The sequence below is a fragment of the Fructilactobacillus sp. X7R7C1 genome, from assembly GCF_059901065.1.
In genome coordinates this window covers 1-20,721 of record NZ_JBWXVF010000001.1, presented here as the reverse complement: position 1 = coordinate 20,721, position 20,721 = coordinate 1, and the positions used below count along the sequence as shown (strand labels likewise).

20 protein-coding genes are annotated in these 20,721 nt (G+C 36.5%); 5 read left to right on the top strand and 15 right to left on the bottom strand.

Annotation, left to right across the window (positions count from 1 at the left end; all coding sequences use genetic code 11):
• Positions 1 to 80 precede the first annotated feature (80 nt).
• Positions 81 to 1,439 carry a cytosine permease gene (locus AC6UDC_RS00100; RefSeq protein ID WP_500694263.1) on the top strand — a complete coding sequence of 453 codons (1,359 nt, stop codon included), beginning with the start codon at positions 81 to 83 and terminating at the stop codon, positions 1,437 to 1,439.
• Between the two features lie 54 nt (positions 1,440 to 1,493).
• On the opposite strand, the gene AC6UDC_RS00095 is transcribed toward AC6UDC_RS00100, so the two are convergent.
• The 7 genes from AC6UDC_RS00095 to AC6UDC_RS00065 all read right to left on the bottom strand — a co-directional run bounded on the left by AC6UDC_RS00095 (position 1,494) and on the right by AC6UDC_RS00065 (position 8,129).
• Positions 1,494 to 3,209 carry an ABC transporter ATP-binding protein gene (locus AC6UDC_RS00095; protein WP_500720631.1) on the bottom strand — a complete coding sequence of 572 codons (1,716 nt, stop codon included), beginning with the start codon at positions 3,207 to 3,209 and terminating at the stop codon, positions 1,494 to 1,496.
• A 76-nt stretch (positions 3,210 to 3,285) separates the two neighbouring features.
• Positions 3,286 to 5,892, bottom strand: coding sequence for a class III lanthionine synthetase LanKC (lanKC, locus tag AC6UDC_RS00090; protein WP_500694265.1), 2,607 nt, complete (start codon positions 5,890 to 5,892; stop codon positions 3,286 to 3,288).
• A gap of 50 nt (positions 5,893 to 5,942) precedes the next feature.
• Entirely contained in the window at positions 5,943 to 6,080 is a 138-nt protein-coding gene (locus tag AC6UDC_RS00085) for a class III lanthipeptide (protein WP_500694266.1), read from the bottom strand.
• Between the two features lie 17 nt (positions 6,081 to 6,097).
• Positions 6,098 to 6,229, bottom strand: a complete 132-nt coding sequence (locus tag AC6UDC_RS00080) for a class III lanthipeptide (protein ID WP_500694267.1) — start codon at positions 6,227 to 6,229, stop codon at positions 6,098 to 6,100.
• 22 nt (positions 6,230 to 6,251) lie between these two features.
• Positions 6,252 to 6,389 carry a hypothetical protein gene (locus tag AC6UDC_RS00075; RefSeq protein WP_500694268.1) on the bottom strand — a complete coding sequence of 46 codons (138 nt, stop codon included), beginning with the start codon at positions 6,387 to 6,389 and terminating at the stop codon, positions 6,252 to 6,254.
• A gap of 257 nt (positions 6,390 to 6,646) precedes the next feature.
• Positions 6,647 to 7,783 (bottom strand): recombinase RecA, encoded by a 1,137-nt coding sequence (gene recA / locus AC6UDC_RS00070; protein WP_500694269.1) that lies wholly within the window; start codon positions 7,781 to 7,783, stop codon positions 6,647 to 6,649.
• 112 nt (positions 7,784 to 7,895) lie between these two features.
• The gene (locus AC6UDC_RS00065; RefSeq protein WP_500694270.1) at positions 7,896 to 8,129 is read right to left on the bottom strand and encodes a hypothetical protein; all 234 of its coding nucleotides are present in this window, start codon (positions 8,127 to 8,129) and stop codon (positions 7,896 to 7,898) included.
• A gap of 195 nt (positions 8,130 to 8,324) precedes the next feature.
• Between AC6UDC_RS00065 and AC6UDC_RS00060 the strand changes: the two genes are divergently transcribed.
• On the top strand, positions 8,325 to 10,064 hold the full coding sequence (locus AC6UDC_RS00060; protein WP_500721198.1) for an oleate hydratase: 1,740 nt from the start codon (positions 8,325 to 8,327) through the stop codon (positions 10,062 to 10,064).
• A 54-nt stretch (positions 10,065 to 10,118) separates the two neighbouring features.
• On the opposite strand, the gene AC6UDC_RS00055 is transcribed toward AC6UDC_RS00060, so the two are convergent.
• Together AC6UDC_RS00055 and AC6UDC_RS00050 are read right to left on the bottom strand one after the other, a co-directional pair.
• Positions 10,119 to 10,529, bottom strand: coding sequence for an ImmA/IrrE family metallo-endopeptidase (locus AC6UDC_RS00055; RefSeq protein ID WP_500694271.1), 411 nt, complete (start codon positions 10,527 to 10,529; stop codon positions 10,119 to 10,121).
• Entirely contained in the window at positions 10,510 to 10,827 is a 318-nt protein-coding gene (locus AC6UDC_RS00050) for a helix-turn-helix domain-containing protein (RefSeq protein WP_500694272.1), read from the bottom strand. Before AC6UDC_RS00050 ends, AC6UDC_RS00055 begins: the two co-directional genes overlap by 20 nt.
• 289 nt (positions 10,828 to 11,116) lie before the next feature.
• Between AC6UDC_RS00050 and AC6UDC_RS00045 the strand changes: the two genes are divergently transcribed.
• Complete coding sequence (locus AC6UDC_RS00045; RefSeq protein WP_500694273.1) at positions 11,117 to 13,213, top strand: glycoside hydrolase domain-containing protein; 2,097 nt, start codon at positions 11,117 to 11,119, stop codon at positions 13,211 to 13,213.
• 103 nt (positions 13,214 to 13,316) lie between these two features.
• Here the strand turns inward: AC6UDC_RS00045 and AC6UDC_RS00040 are convergent, their stop codons facing one another.
• The 5 genes from AC6UDC_RS00040 to AC6UDC_RS00020 all read right to left on the bottom strand — a co-directional run bounded on the left by AC6UDC_RS00040 (position 13,317) and on the right by AC6UDC_RS00020 (position 16,877).
• On the bottom strand, positions 13,317 to 13,832 hold the full coding sequence (locus tag AC6UDC_RS00040; RefSeq protein ID WP_500720628.1) for a hypothetical protein: 516 nt from the start codon (positions 13,830 to 13,832) through the stop codon (positions 13,317 to 13,319).
• Between the two features lie 734 nt (positions 13,833 to 14,566).
• Positions 14,567 to 14,929 carry a hypothetical protein gene (locus tag AC6UDC_RS00035; RefSeq protein ID WP_500706024.1) on the bottom strand — a complete coding sequence of 121 codons (363 nt, stop codon included), beginning with the start codon at positions 14,927 to 14,929 and terminating at the stop codon, positions 14,567 to 14,569.
• 285 nt (positions 14,930 to 15,214) lie between these two features.
• Positions 15,215 to 15,952, bottom strand: coding sequence for a hypothetical protein (locus tag AC6UDC_RS00030; protein ID WP_500706023.1), 738 nt, complete (start codon positions 15,950 to 15,952; stop codon positions 15,215 to 15,217).
• A 195-nt stretch (positions 15,953 to 16,147) separates the two neighbouring features.
• On the bottom strand, positions 16,148 to 16,324 hold the full coding sequence (locus AC6UDC_RS00025) for a hypothetical protein (RefSeq protein ID WP_500720626.1): 177 nt from the start codon (positions 16,322 to 16,324) through the stop codon (positions 16,148 to 16,150).
• A 19-nt stretch (positions 16,325 to 16,343) separates the two neighbouring features.
• On the bottom strand, positions 16,344 to 16,877 hold the full coding sequence (locus tag AC6UDC_RS00020; protein WP_500720624.1) for a GNAT family N-acetyltransferase: 534 nt from the start codon (positions 16,875 to 16,877) through the stop codon (positions 16,344 to 16,346).
• Between the two features lie 144 nt (positions 16,878 to 17,021).
• Here AC6UDC_RS00020 and brnQ point away from each other — a divergent pair, with 144 nt between their 5' ends.
• Complete coding sequence (brnQ, locus tag AC6UDC_RS00015) at positions 17,022 to 18,374, top strand: branched-chain amino acid transport system II carrier protein (RefSeq protein WP_500720622.1); 1,353 nt, start codon at positions 17,022 to 17,024, stop codon at positions 18,372 to 18,374.
• A 59-nt stretch (positions 18,375 to 18,433) separates the two neighbouring features.
• Here brnQ and AC6UDC_RS00010 read toward each other — a convergent pair whose 3' ends face one another.
• The gene (locus tag AC6UDC_RS00010; protein ID WP_500707943.1) at positions 18,434 to 19,615 is read right to left on the bottom strand and encodes a thiolase family protein; all 1,182 of its coding nucleotides are present in this window, start codon (positions 19,613 to 19,615) and stop codon (positions 18,434 to 18,436) included.
• A 141-nt stretch (positions 19,616 to 19,756) separates the two neighbouring features.
• On the opposite strand from AC6UDC_RS00010, the gene AC6UDC_RS00005 reads away from it, so the two are divergent.
• Positions 19,757 to 20,296, top strand: coding sequence for a hypothetical protein (locus AC6UDC_RS00005; RefSeq protein ID WP_500695879.1), 540 nt, complete (start codon positions 19,757 to 19,759; stop codon positions 20,294 to 20,296).
• The last annotated feature ends 425 nt before the right edge of the window (positions 20,297 to 20,721 follow it).

The following is a 20,721-nucleotide window of genomic DNA, read 5'->3' as shown; positions in this document are numbered from 1 at the left end:
TCAGTGGTATACTTGAAATAAGTTGCAAATACGACCATCAGACAGTAAACCAAACCAGTCGTTAATAATTGGAGGATAAAATGGAGCGAAATAAGAAATATGCATTTGAGTCAATCCCAATTTCCGAACGAGACATGAATTATTGGGATATGTTTGCCACGTGGTTCGGAGCGAACGCTAACAACGGAACCTGGTTCATTGGTGGCGTGATTGCCGCCGCTGGTTTCTTTGGCGGAATTAGTTCCGCCGTCATTGCTTCAGCAATTGCCTTCGCGTTTTTGAGCATGGTGGGCTACATGGGATATCAAACGGGGGCATCGACCACGATCTTGTCCAGAGCTCCCTTTGGAATTCGGGGAAGTGTCGTGCCATCAGTCATTAATCTGACGCTTTTTATGGGGTGGACGGCCGTTAACACGTTTATCGCCGCTACTTCCCTTGCGTATCTGTTCCACAGTATGTTTGGCTGGGCGTTGTTTGGTCAACCCGGCGGCTACTTTGGGATTATTGTTGGAATTATCATCATGAGCATTCTGCACTTACTTAGTATCATCGCTGGCCCCAAGTCCGTTCAAATTATTGAACGAATTGGAGTGATTTTGGTAATTATTTTTGTTATTATCGAAGTCATTGTAGTCTTTCGTGACGTTTCGTTTTCACAGATTGCCAAGTATCAAGTTCCAATGAAAGCCCGGATGCCATTTGGGGTCGCCCTCGATACGATTGCTGCGGCTGCCCTTGGCTGGGTAGTGGGTGGAGCTGACTTTACCCGGTTCACTTCCAGTAAACGTATTGCCACCCAGGCTCCGTACGTCGGTGCCATTCTTGGGATGGTCAGTTTTGTCATCATCGGTCTGTGCACGACTCTGAGTGTTGCCTTGACGTCCGGGGTCTTCAATCCTAATAACTCCGATCCTAGTACGGTTGCTAATAAATTGGGACTAGGAGTTATTGCGATGGTTGTCATTGTTTTGACCAGTATGACTGCCAACGCCGTCAACATTCAGTCTGGTGGCTCCGCCCTAAATAACTTGATTCCTAAGATTAGTTTGAATAAATCACTGTTCATCGTTACCATCTTGTCCATGATTTTGACACTGGTTCCTTTGATTAACGGTAGTTTCCTTGATGCCTTTACCGCATTTCTGAACTATACTGGGATGTTTCTTGGTCCAATCATTGCCATCTTGGTGGTTGATTACTTTGGCTTGTCAGATGGGAAATACGATTTAAAAGCCTTAGAAACTCCCGCCGGAAAGTATTGGTACAAAAATGGAATTAACTGGTTTGCGATGTTATGTATCGCCATCGGGGTGGTATTGTACATTGCGTTAAACATGTTGCCAATTATTAAAGCAACGGTTGGTGCCACCTTCATTTCCATGATTGTGATTGCCATTATCTACTATGTCGGTAGTAAGTTAATGAGAAAAGCGTAATTAAATAACAAACTAAAAAAGCATCAAATCATTATGTAATGATTTGATGCTTTTTTAGTTTTTATCAATGAATTGTTCATTTACGAAGCGATGATATTCTGGAACTCGATTCATTAATTCTTCGTGGTTTCCAAAGCCTAATATTTTGTGACGGTCTAGAAAGTATATTTTATCGGCATTTATAATGGTTGAAAGTCTGTGTGCAATGGCAATAATTGTTTTGCCGGTCATCATCTTATCAATTTCATGTGTTACTAATTGTTCAGAATCAGAGTCCAGACTAGAAGTTGCTTCATCAAGAATTAGGAATTTAGGATGTTTTAAATATGCTCTAGCAATTTGTAATCGTTGTCTTTGTCCTCCAGATAATTTAAGTCCTTGTTCACCAATGATTGTTTTTATTCCATCTGGTAATGATGATACACAATTTTCTAAATCAGCAATTTTAATTGCTGTTGATATTTCTGATTTGCTTGGGATATTTACTAAACCAAGAACTAAGTTATCATAAAATGTTCCAGAAAAAATAGTGTTATCTTGAGTTACTACTCCAAAAAGCGAACGCCATTGCGAAATCGAAAAATTAGAAGCGTCATTGTCATCAAACAAGAGTTTTCCATATTGGATTGGATAAAGTCTTGTTAATAAATTGATAATAGTGGTTTTCCCAGCGCCTGAGGGACCAACGATTGCAATTTTATCACCAGGAGTAAAATCCATTGAAACATTACTTAGTACTAGGTGATTTTCATAAGAAAAAGATACATTTTTTAATTTAATAACTGAATTTTTTGAAGTGTTTTTAATAACAGGATTTTTATAGTTATTTTCTGGACTTAACTGTAAGATTCTAGTAATTTGTTTTGTTGCTCCCTTTGCTTGCTTGTAGCTTGCATAGAAATCAGCTATGACATTAATTGGTCCAATTACTTGGAATAGATACATTAGAAAAGCGACTAGGGTTCCAATGGAAAGAGTTCCAGCTGATACCCGAACGCCACCGTACCAAATGATTATAATAATCAATAAAAGTCCAAACATGGTTTGAATTGGACCTGTTATAGCAAAAATTGCATTCATTTTTAGTGATAAATGATAAAGAGCATTTACGTCTTTTTTGAATTTATTTTGGATACTATGTTCTGCGTTATTTAATTTAACCGCTCGAATGTTTCTAAGACTTTCAGAACTGGTTTCATTCATTTGAGCTAGTTTCTCTTGAGATTTAATTGAAACCTTCTCATCAATTATTCCAATTGGGATGGTAACCATCGCGTCTAGTGGAAATGCAATTAAGATAAGTAAAGATAGTTTCCAATCAAGTGAAAATAAAATTGCAAATGTTCCCACCACAGTAATTATTCCACTAATTGAAGAGGGGATTATTTCAGTAGTAAAGTTTTGAATTATTGAGGCATCATTAATAACCCTACTAGAAAGTTTTCCACTTAATTGGTTATCAAAATAGGTAGTTGGTAAATAAAGAAGATGATCTTGAATACGAGTGCGAATATTTGCAATTTGTTTGGCTCCTGAACGACTAAGCAAATATCCACTAATTGCTGTAAAAATGGCACTAAAAATTAGCAAGGCCAAAATTCCAATAATTGTCCACGTATTATTTTTTTGACTGAGTAACGATTTAATGTTGATAGCCTTACCAATTAATAGGGGAATAAATAAAGAAACTATTGTTCCAATCAGACTTAAACCGAGTCCAACGAAGAAGACGGCATCTAGTTTAATGAAATTAATTTTTGTCTTTTTCATTATTTTCCTACTTTTAATTTATTTAAGAATTAATCATAATAAATGATTTTATACGATGACATTAATTTAATTTTGATTAGGAAAGAAACAGTTGATTTAAGACAGATTTAGGCACTGGCATCCATTTCCAAGCGTTATTATCTTTAATGCCTTGTAAGACAGTCATTAGACCAGCATTTCCAGTAAACAAATCATTTGAAAAACGATATCCATATGTTCCGGGTGACATAATATTATTATTAGAATCTACAAGCAGATAGTTTTCTAATGACTGGACTAATTTATCGATGTCGGATAATTTGTTTTTATTATCAATTCCTATAAGGATAATTCCACTGATCCCTCTGGTTAGTCCAGATGAGTATGTGCAGTAAGTTTGGAGATTTTTAGTGAATTGTTCTTGAAGGTTTAAATATTTTTCGTTTTGAAATTCATGTAAGCGCCTAATAAATTGGCTCAATACTAATCCGACACCAACTCCTCCTTCTCCTAGATATGGAAGTATTCTGGGAAAACCAATTGAATTATCCAAAATCTCTGCAGATTGTGAGTCGGAAATTTCAATGTTTTTATCTAGTTCAAAATTCAACATATCTTTGGCATTTTTCAGAGTTTCTTTGTTTTTTGTTACATCAAATAGTAGTAATAAAAATAAACTCGCGCCTGACCATCCATTCATTAATCCATAAGGAATGGTATCTTCATCATCTGGTTGAGTTCCCGAACCATTTATAAATAATGTATTTAAGCGGATCGCGATTAATTTACTCATTTCTAAAAATTTATTATTATTATTTTTTTTAAAGAAGGCTAGTAAACTTAAACCAATTCCGCTTAATCCAGAGTAAAGAGTGTAATCTGTTTCTTTTAAAATTCTATTTTTTTGATCAAGTATAAATTCAAGAAATTGGTTTGAATGTTCCTGTAAGTTTAAATCATCTAAAATAGACGCGATTCCTGAAATACCATTAAATAGTCCAAGACTGGTGTCTTCATTGAAGTGGCTAATAAGATTTTTGCTGCTATTATTAGCCCAATTGATTTCTTTTGTTAACTTTGTATTACTCCGATTTAATGCCATTAGTATTCCAAAACCACCATTAGCGATGTTAACTTTTCCAAGCTTGTCAATAAATTGTCTAATGTCACCACCTGAAAAACTATCATTTTGATTTGATGAATATTCAATTATTCCGGTTTTTAACCCATTGATGAGTTTGTCTACTGCTTTTATATTGATTTCAAATTTTGGGACGTCGAAAATGTTCTTTAATTTTGGAATGAAATTTTTACAATCCTTTTCTGTATTTTGTAATATATCAAGTGCTTTTTCGCCAAAATAATCTGTTATCCATTTATTTTGATTTTCTTCAATTTTTAAAGACAAATCAGAAACGAACTCAATCGGTAGTAACAAAAATCTTGAGATCCTCATGTAAGCAAACCAATCAGCACTTTTAAAGTCACTAATTTTAGAATTAACGTATCCCATAGTTTGTAGTTCTGGATGATATTCATTTGAGAGGAGGGTAGCAGTCTCAAAATCGATTAGTTTAATGTTATTGTTAGGAGTAACCATAATATTATTTGGATTTAAGTCACCAATAGCAAAACCAGCCTGATGAACTTCTGTGATTGCCACTTTTAATTGTTTGATTAATTGATCTATAAGTTTTAAATATTCATTTCGATTCTTTTCGTATGAGAAAGGAAAGTTTTCTGGAATGAAATCGGATAATGAATTTCCAGGAACAAATTCTTCAATCAAGTAATTATTTTCCCATATCTCAAAATAATCATAGACCTTAACTGTTCTGTTAATCCCATTTAATTTTTTTAGGGTATTGTATTCATTCTTTACACGGAAAAAACCATCATTCCCTTGTGCATCAATTCCAGACTGTTTTCGTCCCTCCTTCATTACATAATTTTTACCATCTTTTGTGACTTGATAGACGCCGCCACCATTACTAAAGTGAATTGCGGAAATAACCTCATAGCGTTTGAATTTAGTTAAATCAATTTTGGAATATTCAATCGTTTGTATTTTATCCATTTTTTTAATTTCTTTTGGTTCAGAAATAAATGAGGGAACGTTATAGTATGGAACCCTTAAGTCTGGCACTAACTCTCCATTTGGATTTTTGATTCCCATGATCGTTTTTCCATCATGTACCATTGGCATTCCAATAAATCCCCCATACCTAAAGAAGATGTTGGAATTGTACCACTGTTTATCGTTTAAAATATATGCACCCTTGGGGATGTCATTGGTTAGGTCAGTTAGGGGACTTAATAGTTGAATAAATTGATCTTCATCTTTGGGGTAAATTGTTATGAATTTTCCACATGCAGATCGATCACCATATTTTGAATTTTTCATAATTAATTCTTTTTTGGTAGGAACAAATTTAAAAGAAATGTTATTTTCTATCAAATACGGTGTGATTTGGTCCAATGTTTTTTGCGCGTAATCAATGGGAGATGTTACATGAATTTTCCACCCTTGGTTTGGCAGTTGTCTATTTTTATTGATAAAATAATTCCAATTTTTATCGATATGATGATTCCATTTATCCTTGTCGTGAATAGTAACTTTATAAATTAAACTGTTTGTTTCGGCTGTGGTGGGTTGATAAAATAATGATCCTTTTTTTAAATAATCTAAATATCTTAAATCCATAACTACATCCTTTAAGTTTAAAATAAAAAGAGAGTCCTATTAGGGCTCTCTTATCTCTTGCATATAAGAATACTAACGTCACTGTTAATTGTGCATCCAACGCTCAGATGAGAACCCTTACGTCCTTTTCGGCGCTTTTTTCTTAATGCTACATTATCAAGTTGTTGTAATTGCAGAATAGGTTTCATGAAATGCTCCTATAGTATTATTTGCACATAATACTAATATTGCTGTTGTTGCCACATCCCATAACACTAATATGAGAATCTTTTTTCCCGCCAACAAGCTTCTTGGCATTTTTACCCACAGTCTTTTGGAGGTCTAGCAAAGTTTTCATAATAAATACACCTATTGTTAAATTACTGACAGAAGACACTTACATTGCTTCGAACATCACATTGAACACTGATATTACTTCGTACTCCGTGATGGTGATGACGACGCTTCTTCTTTAACTCCACGTTTGGTTGTGCTTGTAAATTAAGCAAGTACTTCATATTAAATCTTCCTTTCTTGTGAGAGGTTTAATTACCGTAATTAATATAAATTAAACGATATAGAAAGTCAACAATTTTTTAAAAGTTATAAAAATTGTTTTTTATAGTTGTGTAATTACACTGAAAATTCATTTGAGTATTCGATATTTGACTTATGTAGATTTAATTAAAATATTGTTTAAAGCTTTATCAAGATTATTATTTGTATTAAAAAAGCATCAAATCATTACATAATGATTTGATGCTTTTCCATTTAATTAAACGTCTAACTTAGTTTCGCTATCTTTTTTGGTACTTGCTTTGGTTGTTTTCTTAGTAGTGGCCTTATTGTCAGTTGACTTGGATTTTGCATCCTTGTCACTGTCATCGTCCTTTGATTCTTCATCATTGGCAATGCCATAGGCTTCTCTGACCTTGTTCTTGATTTCTTCGACCATCTCAGGTTTGTCACGCAGATTGGCCACGGTCTTATTTAGGCCTTGTCCCAGTCGTTCCTCACCGTATGAGTACCATGATCCAGATTTGTCGACGATGTCTTTGTCAACGGCTAGGTTGACCATGTCAGCAATCGGTTCGATACCCTTTCCAAAACTCATCAAAGTGTCAACGGTCTTGAATGGGGGAGCCACCTTGTTCTTTACGACTTTAATCTTGGTTTCTCGACCAACGACGTCTTGACCTTCCTTTGATTGCTTACCAGAACTAACACGGAGTCGCACACTTGAGTAGAACTTAAGGGCCCGACCACCAGGAGTTGTTTCTGGGTTACCGAACATCACACCAACTTTTTCTCTTAGTTGGTTAATGAAGATAACGACGGTATTGGTCTTGTTGATACTGGAAGCTAGTTTTCTAAGTGCCTGTGACATTAGACGAGCTTGTAAACCAACGTGAGAATCACCAATGTCACCCTCAATTTCAGACTTCGGAACTAGGGCAGCTACTGAGTCGACAACGATTAAGTCGATAGCACCGGATTGTACCAGTGCATCGGCAATTTGCAGTCCTTCTTCACCGGTTCCTGGTTGCGATAACAAAAGGTTGTCAATGTTAACTCCCAGGCTGTGAGCGTATTCCGGATCCATCGCGTTTTCGGCATCGATGTATGCGGCCGTTCCGCCAGCTTGTTGGAGGGCAGCAACGGTCTGAAGGGCAATCGTGGTTTTACCAGATGATTCGGCACCGAAGATCTCAACGACTCGGCCACGAGGGAAACCCCCAATGCCAAGGGCGATATCTAAGGATAAAATGCCGGTTGAAATGGAATCAACGTTTTGGTTAGGGGATTCGCCCATCCGCATGATAGCGCCAGTTCCAAATTCTTTTTTGATTTTGCTGAGTGCTTTATCGAGCTCGATTTGACGCCCGTCGACACTGTTTTTAGAATTTGCCATAAAATTCCTTTCTTTTTACATATTACGTAATTGCGAACATACGTTTGGTTATTTAATATAATCAATTGTACACTAATAATTACGTAATTTCCAATTAAATTAAATCAATTAATTAGATTCGTTTATTAACGTAATAAGGCGAAGTTTGATCGTTATTTTTAGCATCTGATTGAGCGTTATCCGAAAGGAAAATATCGAATGATTTTTTGTCTTTTCCATGAACTACTACGACGTTTTTGGCCTCCACTTGTTTGTCACGGTAAAGTTGAGCAGAACGAACTGCATCATTATAGTCGTGAAAGTTTCCAAGTGAGTCGCCGGGATTGAAAAATACTGTTTCTGGCATAGTAATTACCACCTTTCTTCTACTATATTGTACCAGATTACGACCTTAATTATCTATTCGCAGGCTGACATGTGAGTTGCTTAATGGTTGACGTAAGAACATTAATTAAATAAATTATTAAATCAAATTGATAAGTTACATTCCAACTTTTGGGTACGTTATAATATAAATATAAGCATATGTGAAACTGCTAACATAGAGACAAATGCTTACTACGTATTTAAATCTAGGAGGTTTAATATGACTAAGGAAAAAGCAATTATGATTGGTGCCGGCATTTCTAACATGGCCGCCGCCGTTTACTTGATTCAAGAAGGTCACTGGGACGGAAAGAACATTACTTTCTATTCATTGGACGACCATGGCGCAAATGATGGTGCCAAGACTGACGTGACCGGCAATGAATACTGGAATCGCAATCACGAAACGTCTGACCAGACTGGCTTTGTCGCTCGTGGGGGAAGAATGTTGAATTACCGGACCTACGTTGATTTGATGGATCTCTTAAGTCGGGTTCCGTCAGCCACCGAAGAGGGAATGACTGCCGCAGAGGACACGCGTGACTTTGATTCTAAGCATCGGACCTACGATAAAGCGCGTTTGATGGAAGGCGAAAAGGGCATCATTAACTCCTCTAAAATGGGATTTAACAACAAGGATCGGTTCTTATTGACGAAGTTAATCATGATGCCAGACGACAAGGAGACTGAACTTGATAACGTCTCCATCGCTGACTACTTCAAGGACGATCCCCACATGTTTCAAACCAACTTCTGGTACATGTGGGAGACGACCTTTGCCTTTCGTACCCAAAGTTCAGCTCAAGAACTCAGGCGTTACATGCACCAAATGATTTACGAATTTACCCAAATTAACACGCTCGTGGGGGTTAACCGAACTCGCTACAATCAGTACGAAAGTTTGATGCTACCATTAATTAATTACTTGAAGAAACAAGGCGTAACCTTCGTCTTGAACCGTCGGGTTAATGATTGGGACTTCAAAGAAACTCCAATGAACGAAGAAATTACCGTTAAGGGCCTAGAAATGGAGAACGTTGACACTGGTAAAGATGAACACATTGATGTCGATGATGATACTGCGGTATTCTTCACCAATGGTTCCATTACCGATTCGGCTACGCTTGGAGACTTCAACACCCCGTCCGGTGAAAACACCGATTATGGAGCTGCTTCAAGTTTGTGGAAGAAAGCCACCAATCACTTCTACAACTTGGGGAATCCAGACAAATTCTTCGCCGATCGGAACGCCAGTGGCTGGAGTAGTTTTACCGTAACCACTAAGGATCATACTTTCTTAAACGAAATCACCCGTATTACTACGCAACTACCTGGGAATGCTTTGAACTCCTTCCTATCAACGAGTCCAATTACTCCGTTAGGTCAAAAAGACGTGAGAATGTCGATTGTGGTTCATCATCAACCTCATTTCACCGACCAGAAGCCAAACGAAACCGTTCTTTGGGGTTACTTCTTGTATCCATATCGTCGCGGTGAATTCGTCGACAAGCAGTACATCAAGATGACTGGAAAAGAAATGGTTCAAGAGTTGATCGGACAGCTTTCAAAGGTCGATCCGGGTCCCGTAAACATCCGTGATAAAGAAAAGGAAATCATGGACTCAATTGTCAACTCGGTTCCCGTTTACATGCCATACGCTTCGGCATTGTTTAACAACCGGGCTAAGATTGACCGTCCCAAGGTCATCCCTGACCATTCAACGAATCTAGCATTCACCGGTGAGTTTGTTGAACAACCTTACCAAATGGTCTTCACCGAACAAAGTGCCGTTCGTTCTGGTGAAATGGCCGCTTACCACTTTGCTGGTGTTCCAATGTCAAAACTCGTGGACAACCCACGATTTGATAAGAATCCGAAGATTCTGGCCAAGGCCGCTAAAAAATTATTTGAATAGATGATCGTAAATGAAAAGCTCAACTTCGAAATGAAGTTGAGCTTTTTTGATGTTTCAATCAACATAGTCTTTAATTTCAGTAAAACACACGTCACGTAGTGAATCCGGGATGGCAAATAAATCCATGAATTCCTCTAGGTTAAGCTGGTCAATTTCCTTGTTGTCAGCGTAGAAGGGAACTAGAAGCCTAACGGCATTCACGTTGGCCTTCTGTTCGTACTTGGGATTCATCAGAGTGGTAAAACTAAGAATGGCATCATCCTGATCGCACTGCAGGACGTGGCTAATTTCGTGCGCAATGATAAATGGAAGTTGTTTTCGTAGCTGCCAGTTGGCATTAATCACAATTGAATGGGAACGAACGTCCGCAAAGGATTGGGTATTTTGATGGAGTTTGTCCGTGTATACAACGGCAATGTCATTATCTAACGCATAGTTAAAAAGACTATTGATGATTTCGTGCATTTCGAAGTTTCCTTAAGATTTCCACGACTGTTTCACGGTCTTCTTCTGGGATGGGTTTGCCCCCAAACATCATGATCGTTGAGAGGTCATCTAAGTCAGCCGAGTTACCAGTTGAGTTTCCTAAGAGATAGTCAACGGAGACGTTGAAGTAGTTGGCAACTTTTTTGAGTTTTTGCGAATTAGCGGTTTGGTCCCACTTTTGCATGGTTCCGTTGGAGAACCCAAGTTGATGCTCTAATTCGCGAATGGAAATATTTTTATTTTTAGCAAGCTCTTTAACCCGTTGATAGATCGACATTTTTGACTCCTTTTAATTATTTACATAGAAAATTAATCTATGAAATTGTTGACATGTAGAAATAATGGATATATGATTGTTCTTGTAAACAGATGAGAAATCAAGCAACAACCTCGAAGAGATGTCGGTTTAGATTATTTCAGCTGATTTTCTTTACCATCATTGTAGAACTTTTGTCTATAAGATTCAATGATTATTCTACATGATTGCAAATTGATTTCGATGTGTTTACGTACGAGTTAGCGCTAACTCTTAAATCTTATAAAGAGAAATTTAGGAGGAAATAATTATGGATGAACAAGTTTTAAGCGTTCAAAAGTGGTTGAACCAAGAATACGGTAATGTTTCGGGATTTGATAAGGTCAAGGAGAATGGAAAGACGGGTTGGCCAACTATTTATGCTTTAAGAATGGGACTTCAGCATGAACTAGGGATTAGTCCACTTGGTAGTGGTTTTGGTGATAAAACCAAGAAAGCACTAAGTGGGATGGTTGATCAGTTGAAGGTCGGTTACAAGGGTAAGATTGCGAAGTTAATTCAAGGTGCCTTCTGGTGTAAGGGAATTAGTCCGAATGCGTTTGACGAGAAATATACCAAAGATACACAGAATGCGGTAAATAAATTACGTAATGATGCTGGATTAGATAAAGGTGGGGTTACTGTTCCATTAATGGCTGGTCTATTTGATATGGCTGCCTTTGAATTACTTGATGGTGGTAAAAAGAAATATCGTCAAATGCAACAATATTTAAACCATAACTATTTAGATTATTTTGGTGATGATCTTGGCTTGGTTCCAACTGATGGTTTGTATCAACGAAATACAAACACAGCTTTGATTTATGCCCTGCAAGCTGTTGAAGGAATGACACCTGGACAAGCAAACGGAGTTTATGGACCTGGAACCATTAATAAAACGCCAACTTTAACTGAAGGGGACAAAGGTGCAGGCGTTAAGCTACTTCAATATGGATTAATGGTTAATGATTTTCTGAGTGGATCTGTTGATGGAGTATTTAATAATTCGGTTGCTGAAGATGTGGTTAATTTTAGGAAGTTTATGAATTTACCACCATTTACAGGGAAAGCTGATTTAACCGTTATCAAGGGGTTGCTTACCAGTAATGGGAATACTAATCGAGATTCAAATGCTTGTGATACTTCATTTCAATTAAGTGATAAAGACGTTAAAAACATCAAAAATTATGGCTTTGAAATTGTTGGTCGCTATTTAACTGGATCAGTTGGCACTGGCTCAAAACGTCGTAACAAAAATCTGACTGATGATGAACTGAAAAGAATTACTGATGGTGGCCTAAAGGTGTTTCCAATCTATCAAGATAATGATGGCAGTCAGGAATACTTTAAATACGGCCAGGGTTGTGCTGATGCAGGAATTGCAAATGCAACAGCACAACGGCTTGGATTCCCAAAGGATACTATTATTTACTTTGCTGTTGATACTGATATTCAAGCTGGTGACATTGATAGTACGGTTATTCCATATATGGAGGGAGTCAAAAAAGCATTAGGCGGCTCAAGTTATCAAGCAGGAATTTACGGAACCAGAAATGTTTGTGCTCAAGCCCTTGGTAAAGGACTTGCAAAAACGGCGTTTGTATCTGATATGTCAACTGGATATAGTGGAAATTTGGGTTATCAGATGCCTAAAAATTGGGCAATTGACCAATTTGTTGAATACAGTTTAGGTGACATTGCGATTGACCAAGATGCGTCGTCTGGTAGAGATGATGGTACTAATAAGATTAAGCCAACGGGAATTGGAGAAATGTCTGCTAAAGAAGCTTTAAAGAATATTGTTGATAATACACAGGTAGAAATTGATGTTCCTTATGTGCTATACAATGATAATAAATCATTAAAAATTACTTTAGTAGGTGAAGCTGATATTAAGCCAGTCCATGGATCTGGGATGTTTACCATTAGTAATGGGAAATTACCACTAAAATTTATGTTTGATTGGGTCATGCAAAGTTGTAATAACAATGTTAATGCTGGCGTATACATCGTTAGTTTATTTAATAAGTGGGAATTTGTTCAAAAAATTGAAGATGGTCAAGTTTCAATTGAGATTGTAGAAACTAAAGACGGTTGGAGTATATCAGTAGAATTTAATATTTTTAAGTTAAAAATTAATAATAAAAGTTTTGATACAGAGCTTTCTATTTCAATAGATATTGATTCTCATCCACATGATTATCCTGACTTTAAGAGTTATGAAAAAGCTTATGATGAGGTTACCGATAAATTAGGAGAAAAGACTGATACGCTTGCGTTGACACCGGCATATGTAAGATATGCAATTGAGGGTGAAAGTGTTGGTATTGCTGTAATAATTGCATTTTTAGCGGCACTAGTAGGATGATATATGTCATTATTTGCGTAATTTATGTTGTATTAAAATGATTAAATAAATGGACCTGTAATTTGTAATTACAGGTCCATTTATTGATTTATATCTCAATTACTTATTTCATCTTTTTAATTCCCTCAGTAAGTTCTTTTGAATATTTCTTTTTCCGATATTTTAAGGTGCTTTTAGAAAGATAATATAATAAAAATCCAGAGCAAATTAAAAACGTTGGCAGCATTGGAGATTCATATGCCTCCCATAAATTGTTTGAAAGTAATAGTATTTCAATTGATCCAATGAAAACAAAAATTCCAAAACACAGAAATAAAATAATGACCCATAAACAATAATAATGTTTTAACCTTGAAGGTCGCATATGCTTAATCTTATATTTTTCTATCATTAATCTTATTGTAGTTCCTAGTGCGGTAATAAATAGCGATAATGTAATTCCATCGATTGTCCCCATGATCCAAAGGATGAATTTGTTTGCATGCATATTAAGGAGAATGGATCCCAAAGTGAAGGTAATGATTACCAATATAATGGATGGTAGCAATAAGCGTGACATAATGTGGTATTTATGTAAGTATTCTTGGTAGTCTTTGATGTAGTCCGGTTTTTCTGACATTTATCTTCCTCCTCACAATTAGGATATTACCTTATTAGTAAAATACAAAATGATAGATTATTCCTAATGCAACATTAATAAATGAAATTATGCAAGTAAATATAATTAATATATAGATATAGTTAATATGTTTAAAAAATGATTGTTTCAGTTGCTTAATTAATTTTGGTTGTTGGTTCCCATTATTGTAAATGTTCCAGCGTTTGATTGTCATGCACAAAATAATACAGGTAAGAATAATTACGTATGACATTAGCATAATTAGTCCACTAGGGTTCCCGATTAAATAATTCCAGCGATCTGTTAATGTTTTGTTCCACATGTAATTATCAGTTAAAGTATGTCCAATCACATTGTTAGAGACAAAATATAGAAAAAGAATCAAAATGTATATTAGGGAAGAGATATTGTTAAATATTTCTCCCCTTTTTCTTAAATAATGTCTGGAACGCTCATAGGCAACAATTTCATAGATAATTACTATAAGCATACAAAAAAAGAATAATTTAGCCAGCAGATAATAACCTAATTGAAAATATGATTGCAAGAGAATCCCTCCAGTAAAAGTACGTTATCAATGCCCTTATGTTCCATCTTTTTTAATCCCCTCAGTAAATTCTTTTAAATACTTCTTTTTTCGATACTTTAAGATGTCTTTTTCCATCGAATAAATAAATATACTTCCAAAAACTGAAAATGTGGTCATGTTAGAAACAAGATATATATAACTTAAATTATGTAAAATTGGCATCAGTACAATTAAAAATAATAAAAAGTAATATACCAAAGACAAATAAAATTATTAAGATCCATAAATTAAGGTAGTATTTCTTTCTCATTAAATTTACACTCTTAGGTTTTTTTATTTTTAAATTTAACCATGCTCCTAATGAGGCTATAAATAATGCTAGTACAATTCCAGTCAGTAATCCCATTATTAAAATAATAACCCTATTTACATCTAGCTTGATAAGAGTAAATCCTATGGCTAAAAAAATTACTGATATTATGATAGAAGGGATCAATAAGCGAGAAGCGGTATGATACTTATGTAAAAATTCTTTTCGATCTTTAATGTAATTGGCTTTTTCTGGCATTTTATTTTTCTCCTTATAACTATGGTTACCTAATTAATAAAATATAAAATGATAAATTATTCCAAAGCAATATTTATGTGTATAAATTTGATTATCTTATTGTATTTCATTAAAACTCTTCTTAACTAAATTAACGGTTTTAAGTATAGTAAAGTCTCAATGTTTACACAAATTGATGGTTAAAGAATCCCAAAACAAAAGGCCCAATCCGTGAATATCATAGGTTGAGCCTCTTTTTATACCAGAATAACTAGGATGATAATGAAAACCGAATATTCTTATTGATTAATCGTTATCTTGATCATTATTGGTATTTGGTTCCGTAGTTGTGTCATCGTCAGAGTTGGTATCAGTATCTGAGTTATTGTCATTATCAGAATCTGAATTATTATCATTAGAATCAGTATTTGAATCTGAATTATCGTCGTTTGAATTTGTGTCAGCATCTGAGGAGTTATTGTTAGAGCTATTATCGTTAGTATTAGAGGCACTATATGTACCATTTAAAAAATTATTCGAACATCCTGATACACTTACACTTCCATTTTGATTTTTGGTAATCTGTATGTTTTCTGGTTTACTAATAGTTGAGGTTGCCGTTGATTCTCCATCTCCAGAATTGCTATCACCTTTAATAATGTAAGTATTCCCAGTCTTTTTATAAGATTTAACTAAGATACTACTATCGGCAGTTCCTAAGCCCACGGTGTTACTAGATATTATTAGTGTATAATCGTCTGATTCCTTATAATCTCCCTGTAATGATTGAGGCAAAGTTGTTCCGGTTTCCTCAGCATCTGAACTGTTATTTTTAGTTGAAGCTTGATCAGTTGCTTGCTTATTTTTGTTGTCAGTTTCTTTTTTGTGCTTAGTTGGCTTACGTTTCTTAGATATACTTGTAGTATTTTTCTTATTATTACTATTGTTATTATTTCCATTTATTTTAAATGCAAATATTATTCCTAAGGCAAATGCTAGGAGGACTACTAGAACGACTATAATTATATTTTTCTTGTTTTTCAAACCAGTTTACATCCCTTAACTTTTTATTAAATTTTGACACATAAATAATTATATTCTTTAGATAACAGAATTAATAGGGCGAATGTGAAATCTGGTACATATTAGAAATGCTTAGTTATTAGTTATAGTAGAAAAAATAAACAAAATTCCAAAACAAAAGGCCCAACCCATGAATATCATAGGTTGAGCCTCTTTTTATGCCAGAATAATTAGGATGATAATGAAACAAATTGCCAACACTGATAATGCCAAAAAACGTTTTGACGTCAATTTATGGGTCTTATGATAGGTCCATCCCATGCAACCCAAAATTACGATCAATCCGAACGTTGCCATTATGATTAATTTGATTAATACCGCTGTGTCGCCCAATTTGGCCACTTCCTAGTTATTATTTTAATTCGATTTGGTAAGCGAAACGTTTTGTTCCATGACTCTTTTTACCGTTTGCGTAAATGATACCACGTTTGGTGAAACCATTTGAGAGAATGACGTGTTGCATCCCCTTGTTGTCGGGATGAGTGTCGATTCTGACGTCTTTAAAACCACGAAAGGCTGAGATGGTGAATAGGCCACTGATGAATTTGGATGCTAGTCCCTGACCACGATAGTCGTTTGAGACGGCGATACGGTGAATGGCGGAGTAGTGACCTTGGTCACCGTTTTCCCACTCGCCACCTTCAAGGTGTAAGTAATCGGGGTCGATTCCTAAATGCAATGTTGCGGTTCCAGCAACTTTTCCGTCAACATCTAGGACGTATGAGATGCCAAATTTAACGTCTCTGGCTAAATTCTCTTCACTCGGGTAATCACTTTGCCATTGGTCGATGCCTTGTTCGCCCAAAAACTTCTTGGCGTTTTTGATGATAGTGTAGATATCGTTTAAGTCAGCTTCAGTAGCTTTTCTTACGTAAATAGTAGACATAATAACACTTCCTTACTTTTATTATCAGACGATAAATAATTATAGTGAAGCTCATGTGGTTTTTCAACCACCAAATTAATTATGGCGCTCCCTTTTTTTCTGGTAAAATGCATTGAACAGTAATTTAGGAAAGTTGGAGAAAACTTGGAAAAGAAATTAAGTGTAAGACAGATTATTTACGTTGGAATCATGTTGTTTGGGATCTTCTTTGGAGCTGGTAATTTAATTTTTCCCGTTAACATGGGACAGATGGCTGGTGGCAACGTATGGTGGGCAACACTTGGGTTTGTTTTAACCGGAGTGGGGCTCCCAATATTGGGAATCATTGCGTTAGGTGTTACTGACATTTCGGGAGCATTTGAAATTTCTTCAAACGTTGGCAAGTCGTTTGCGTACGTCTTTACCATTTTAATTTCCTTTATAATGGGACCGTTGTTAGCGATTCCCCGTTTGGCAGCCACTTCATTTCAGATTGGAATTGCACCCTTTCTTAGTTCTGGTCGTCAACAATTAGGTTTAATCGGTTTTATTTTAATTTTCTTTATTGCCGTCTTTTTACTTTCATATAATCAAGGTCGCTTATTAGAATACATTGGGAAATTTTTGACACCATTGTTTTTAATTTTATTAGCGGTTATCATCGTCATGTCGATTGTTAAACCAATGGGTTCACCACGCTTTTATCATCCAATGGGTGAATACGGGCACTCCCCACTCCTATCTGGATTCGTTGAGGGATACAACACGCTTGACGGGGCCGGATCGATTGCATTTGGAATTGTGATTGTGGAGACTGTGCGTGGATTAGGGGTCAAGAGTCCGAAGCAGTTGGCCGTTAGCATCGGAAAAGCTGGTCTGATTGGCGGATTGATGATGGCAGTTGTCTACGTTCTACTAAGTTACATGGGCGCTAGTAGTCTGGGAGATTTTCGTCCTTCAGCGAACGGTGGCATTGCCTTAGTTCAGATTGCCACGCATTATTTTGGTGGTTATGGGAACATTTTGTTATCACTGATTGTGATTGTTGCCTGTCTTAAGACGGCAATTGCGATGAGTAGTGCCTTTGCGGATACGATGTCAGATGTTTTTCCTAAGTTTAAGTATCTCCCGTTGCTCGTTTTTGCGGTGGTTATGTCAGCGCTTTTGGCAACTTTAGGTTTAACAGAGATGATTAGGTTTATCATGCCAGTCTTGATGATTGTTTATCCGTTTTCCATCTGTCTGATTTTGATTTCGTTAATTAAACCATTACTTAAAAACTCTAAGATTGTTTACCAAATGACGATCTGGTTCATCGCCATTCCAGCCTTTTTAAGCGGGATTACCACCATTCCCGAATTGACGCACGTGCCAGAATTAGCTTGGTTATTTAAAATTAATGACCTTTTGCCGCTGGCGCAGTACGGAATGGGATGGGTTTTGTTCGCATTGATTGGATTTGCGATTGGATTGATTCTTTCGGTGAAAAAGACCAGAAAACAATTGAAGCAAGGATAAATAAAGACCCCGGTAGTTAGAAATGAATCTAACTACCGAGATCTTTTTTTGTTTCTTCATTATAGTGTATGAACTGTCATCGCCATTCCCATTCCACCACCGATACAGAGGGTGGCCAGTCCCTTAGTCTGACCAGTTCGTTTGAGGTTGTTAATTAAGGTAATGAGGATTCTAGAACCGGAATCGCCGAGGGGGTGACCCATTGAGACGGCACCACCTGTAATGTTAAGCTTAGCGTCTGGGATGTGAAGGTCCCGTGCTACCGCTAAACTTTGAGAGGCAAAGGCTTCGTTTAGTTCAAACAAATCAAAGTCACTGATTTGTTGGCCCGTCTTATCCAGTAGTTTATTAACGGCGTAGTAGGGGGCATATCCCATGATTTTAGGGTCACATCCAGCTTCGGCGTAGTCATCCAGCACCGCCAGCGGAGTTAGACCAAGCTCGTTGGACTTACTTTGCTTCATTAATAGGATTGCGGAAGCCCCATCATTTAGGCTGGCAGCATTTCCGGCCGTCACCGTTCCGTTTTCTTTAAAGGATGGCTTTAACTTTTTTAATTGTTCCATTGAGGTGTCAAAACGAACGCCCTCATCCTTATCAACCACGGTGCTTCCGTGGCGATTCTGAACTTCAATTGGGATCATTTCTTCATTAAAGTAACCATTTTGTTGAGCTTTGCTGGCTTTTCGATGGGACTGAAGGGCAAAAGCATCCTGATCCCTTCTTGAAATGTTGAACTGGTCGGCAACGTTTTCGGCGGTCATTCCCATCGGTTTTCCACTCCAGGCGTCGTTTAGTCCGTCTTTTTGAATGCTGTCCTCTAAAGTGATTGGGCCAAATTTGTGGCCCCTTCTTTCGTTCACATTTAGGTATGGAGCGTTCGACATGCTTTCGGTTCCCCCGACAAGGACGATGTCAGCATCGTCCATTTGGATGGCGGATTGCCCCAGTCGGACCGCTTTCATACCGGAACCACAAACTTGGTTAATGGTGGAGGCGGTGGCTGTGTCAGAAATGCCAGCGTTTAACTCGATTTGTCTGGCGACGTTTTGTCCACCGCCCGCTTGAATTACGTTTCCAAAGATGACTTGGTCGATTTGTTTTGGATCAATGCCCGCGTCTTTGATGGTTGCCTTGGCGGCAATGGTTCCAAGATCAACCGAAGTTAGGCTATCGAGGGTGCCGTTGATTTTACCAATCGGAGTCCTCTTTGCGCTTACAATTACGATATTGTCATTCATAGATTCGATGCTCCTTTGACATGATTCGTTGATAATTATACATGTTTTTACTTAACTTTTTTTAAAGTGCAAAAGTTAATGTTAATTTCGAGTTTCTACTATAATAAAGTGAATAATAAAAATACTTTAGGAGATGAAGTCATGGATAAGGATGAAGAAGTACAACAAGTAGGGGAAATGATCGATCGCTGGCTAGACGCTATTGATGATCAATCTGATGTATCAGAAAAGACTCAAGATGAAATTGACGAGATTGATACGATTATTGATAGTTTTTCTGAGATTGCGATTGTTGGTTTAGGCGTTCAGCCCAAAGACTGGAACGTTGATTTAGTTACTAACGTAATGTTTAATCGTTTTACTTTGATGCTAGATAGTGATGAGAAAACGGACTCGCTGTTTCAACTAATTCCCTTTGCCTTAATCCATTTATTTTCTTATTTAAACGATCAGGGAATTATTAGTAATGGTCCTAGTTTGAATAAATGGGTAGAAAATAATAGTAAAGCATTACGTTCAATGTACGATTCTAATTTTGATGCCTTTTATAAGAAATTGGTTAGTGCGATGGAAGATGCTGACGTTGATTTAGAGGATAAGAGTGCAGTGGATGCTTTTACGACGCGTTATCTAAGACAACACCCGCAAGATGGAATTGACTTATATTCAAAGAAAAAGTAGGCCAATTTTCTTGATAAAAAATGAAAATTAAAAAAGTTTGACCTTTTTTGACCAAAAGTGTTGACAAATGATTTGAGCGCATGTATAGTAGTAAATGCTCAGTGAGGGAGACAAAGTGATTTGATAATAATCGATTAGTCACTGATTATGAACTGAATTAATTATTTTAATCATTTCTCTTGCATCTTCATTATGAGCGTTGTATAATAGTCTTTGTTGTCTGGGTTTTCCGGATACAATGCTTGAACAAATAAATTTAAAATAATTGAGTTTATCTGTTGACATTTAAAACGCAACGTAGTATAGTTATATATGTTGCGATAAGGAAGAATCAAACAGCAACAATCAAGAGTAGATCTTTGAAAACTGAACAAGATTTTGATTACAAGTGTAAGGTAGTTTTAAGTTGTAGAACTTAAAATTAA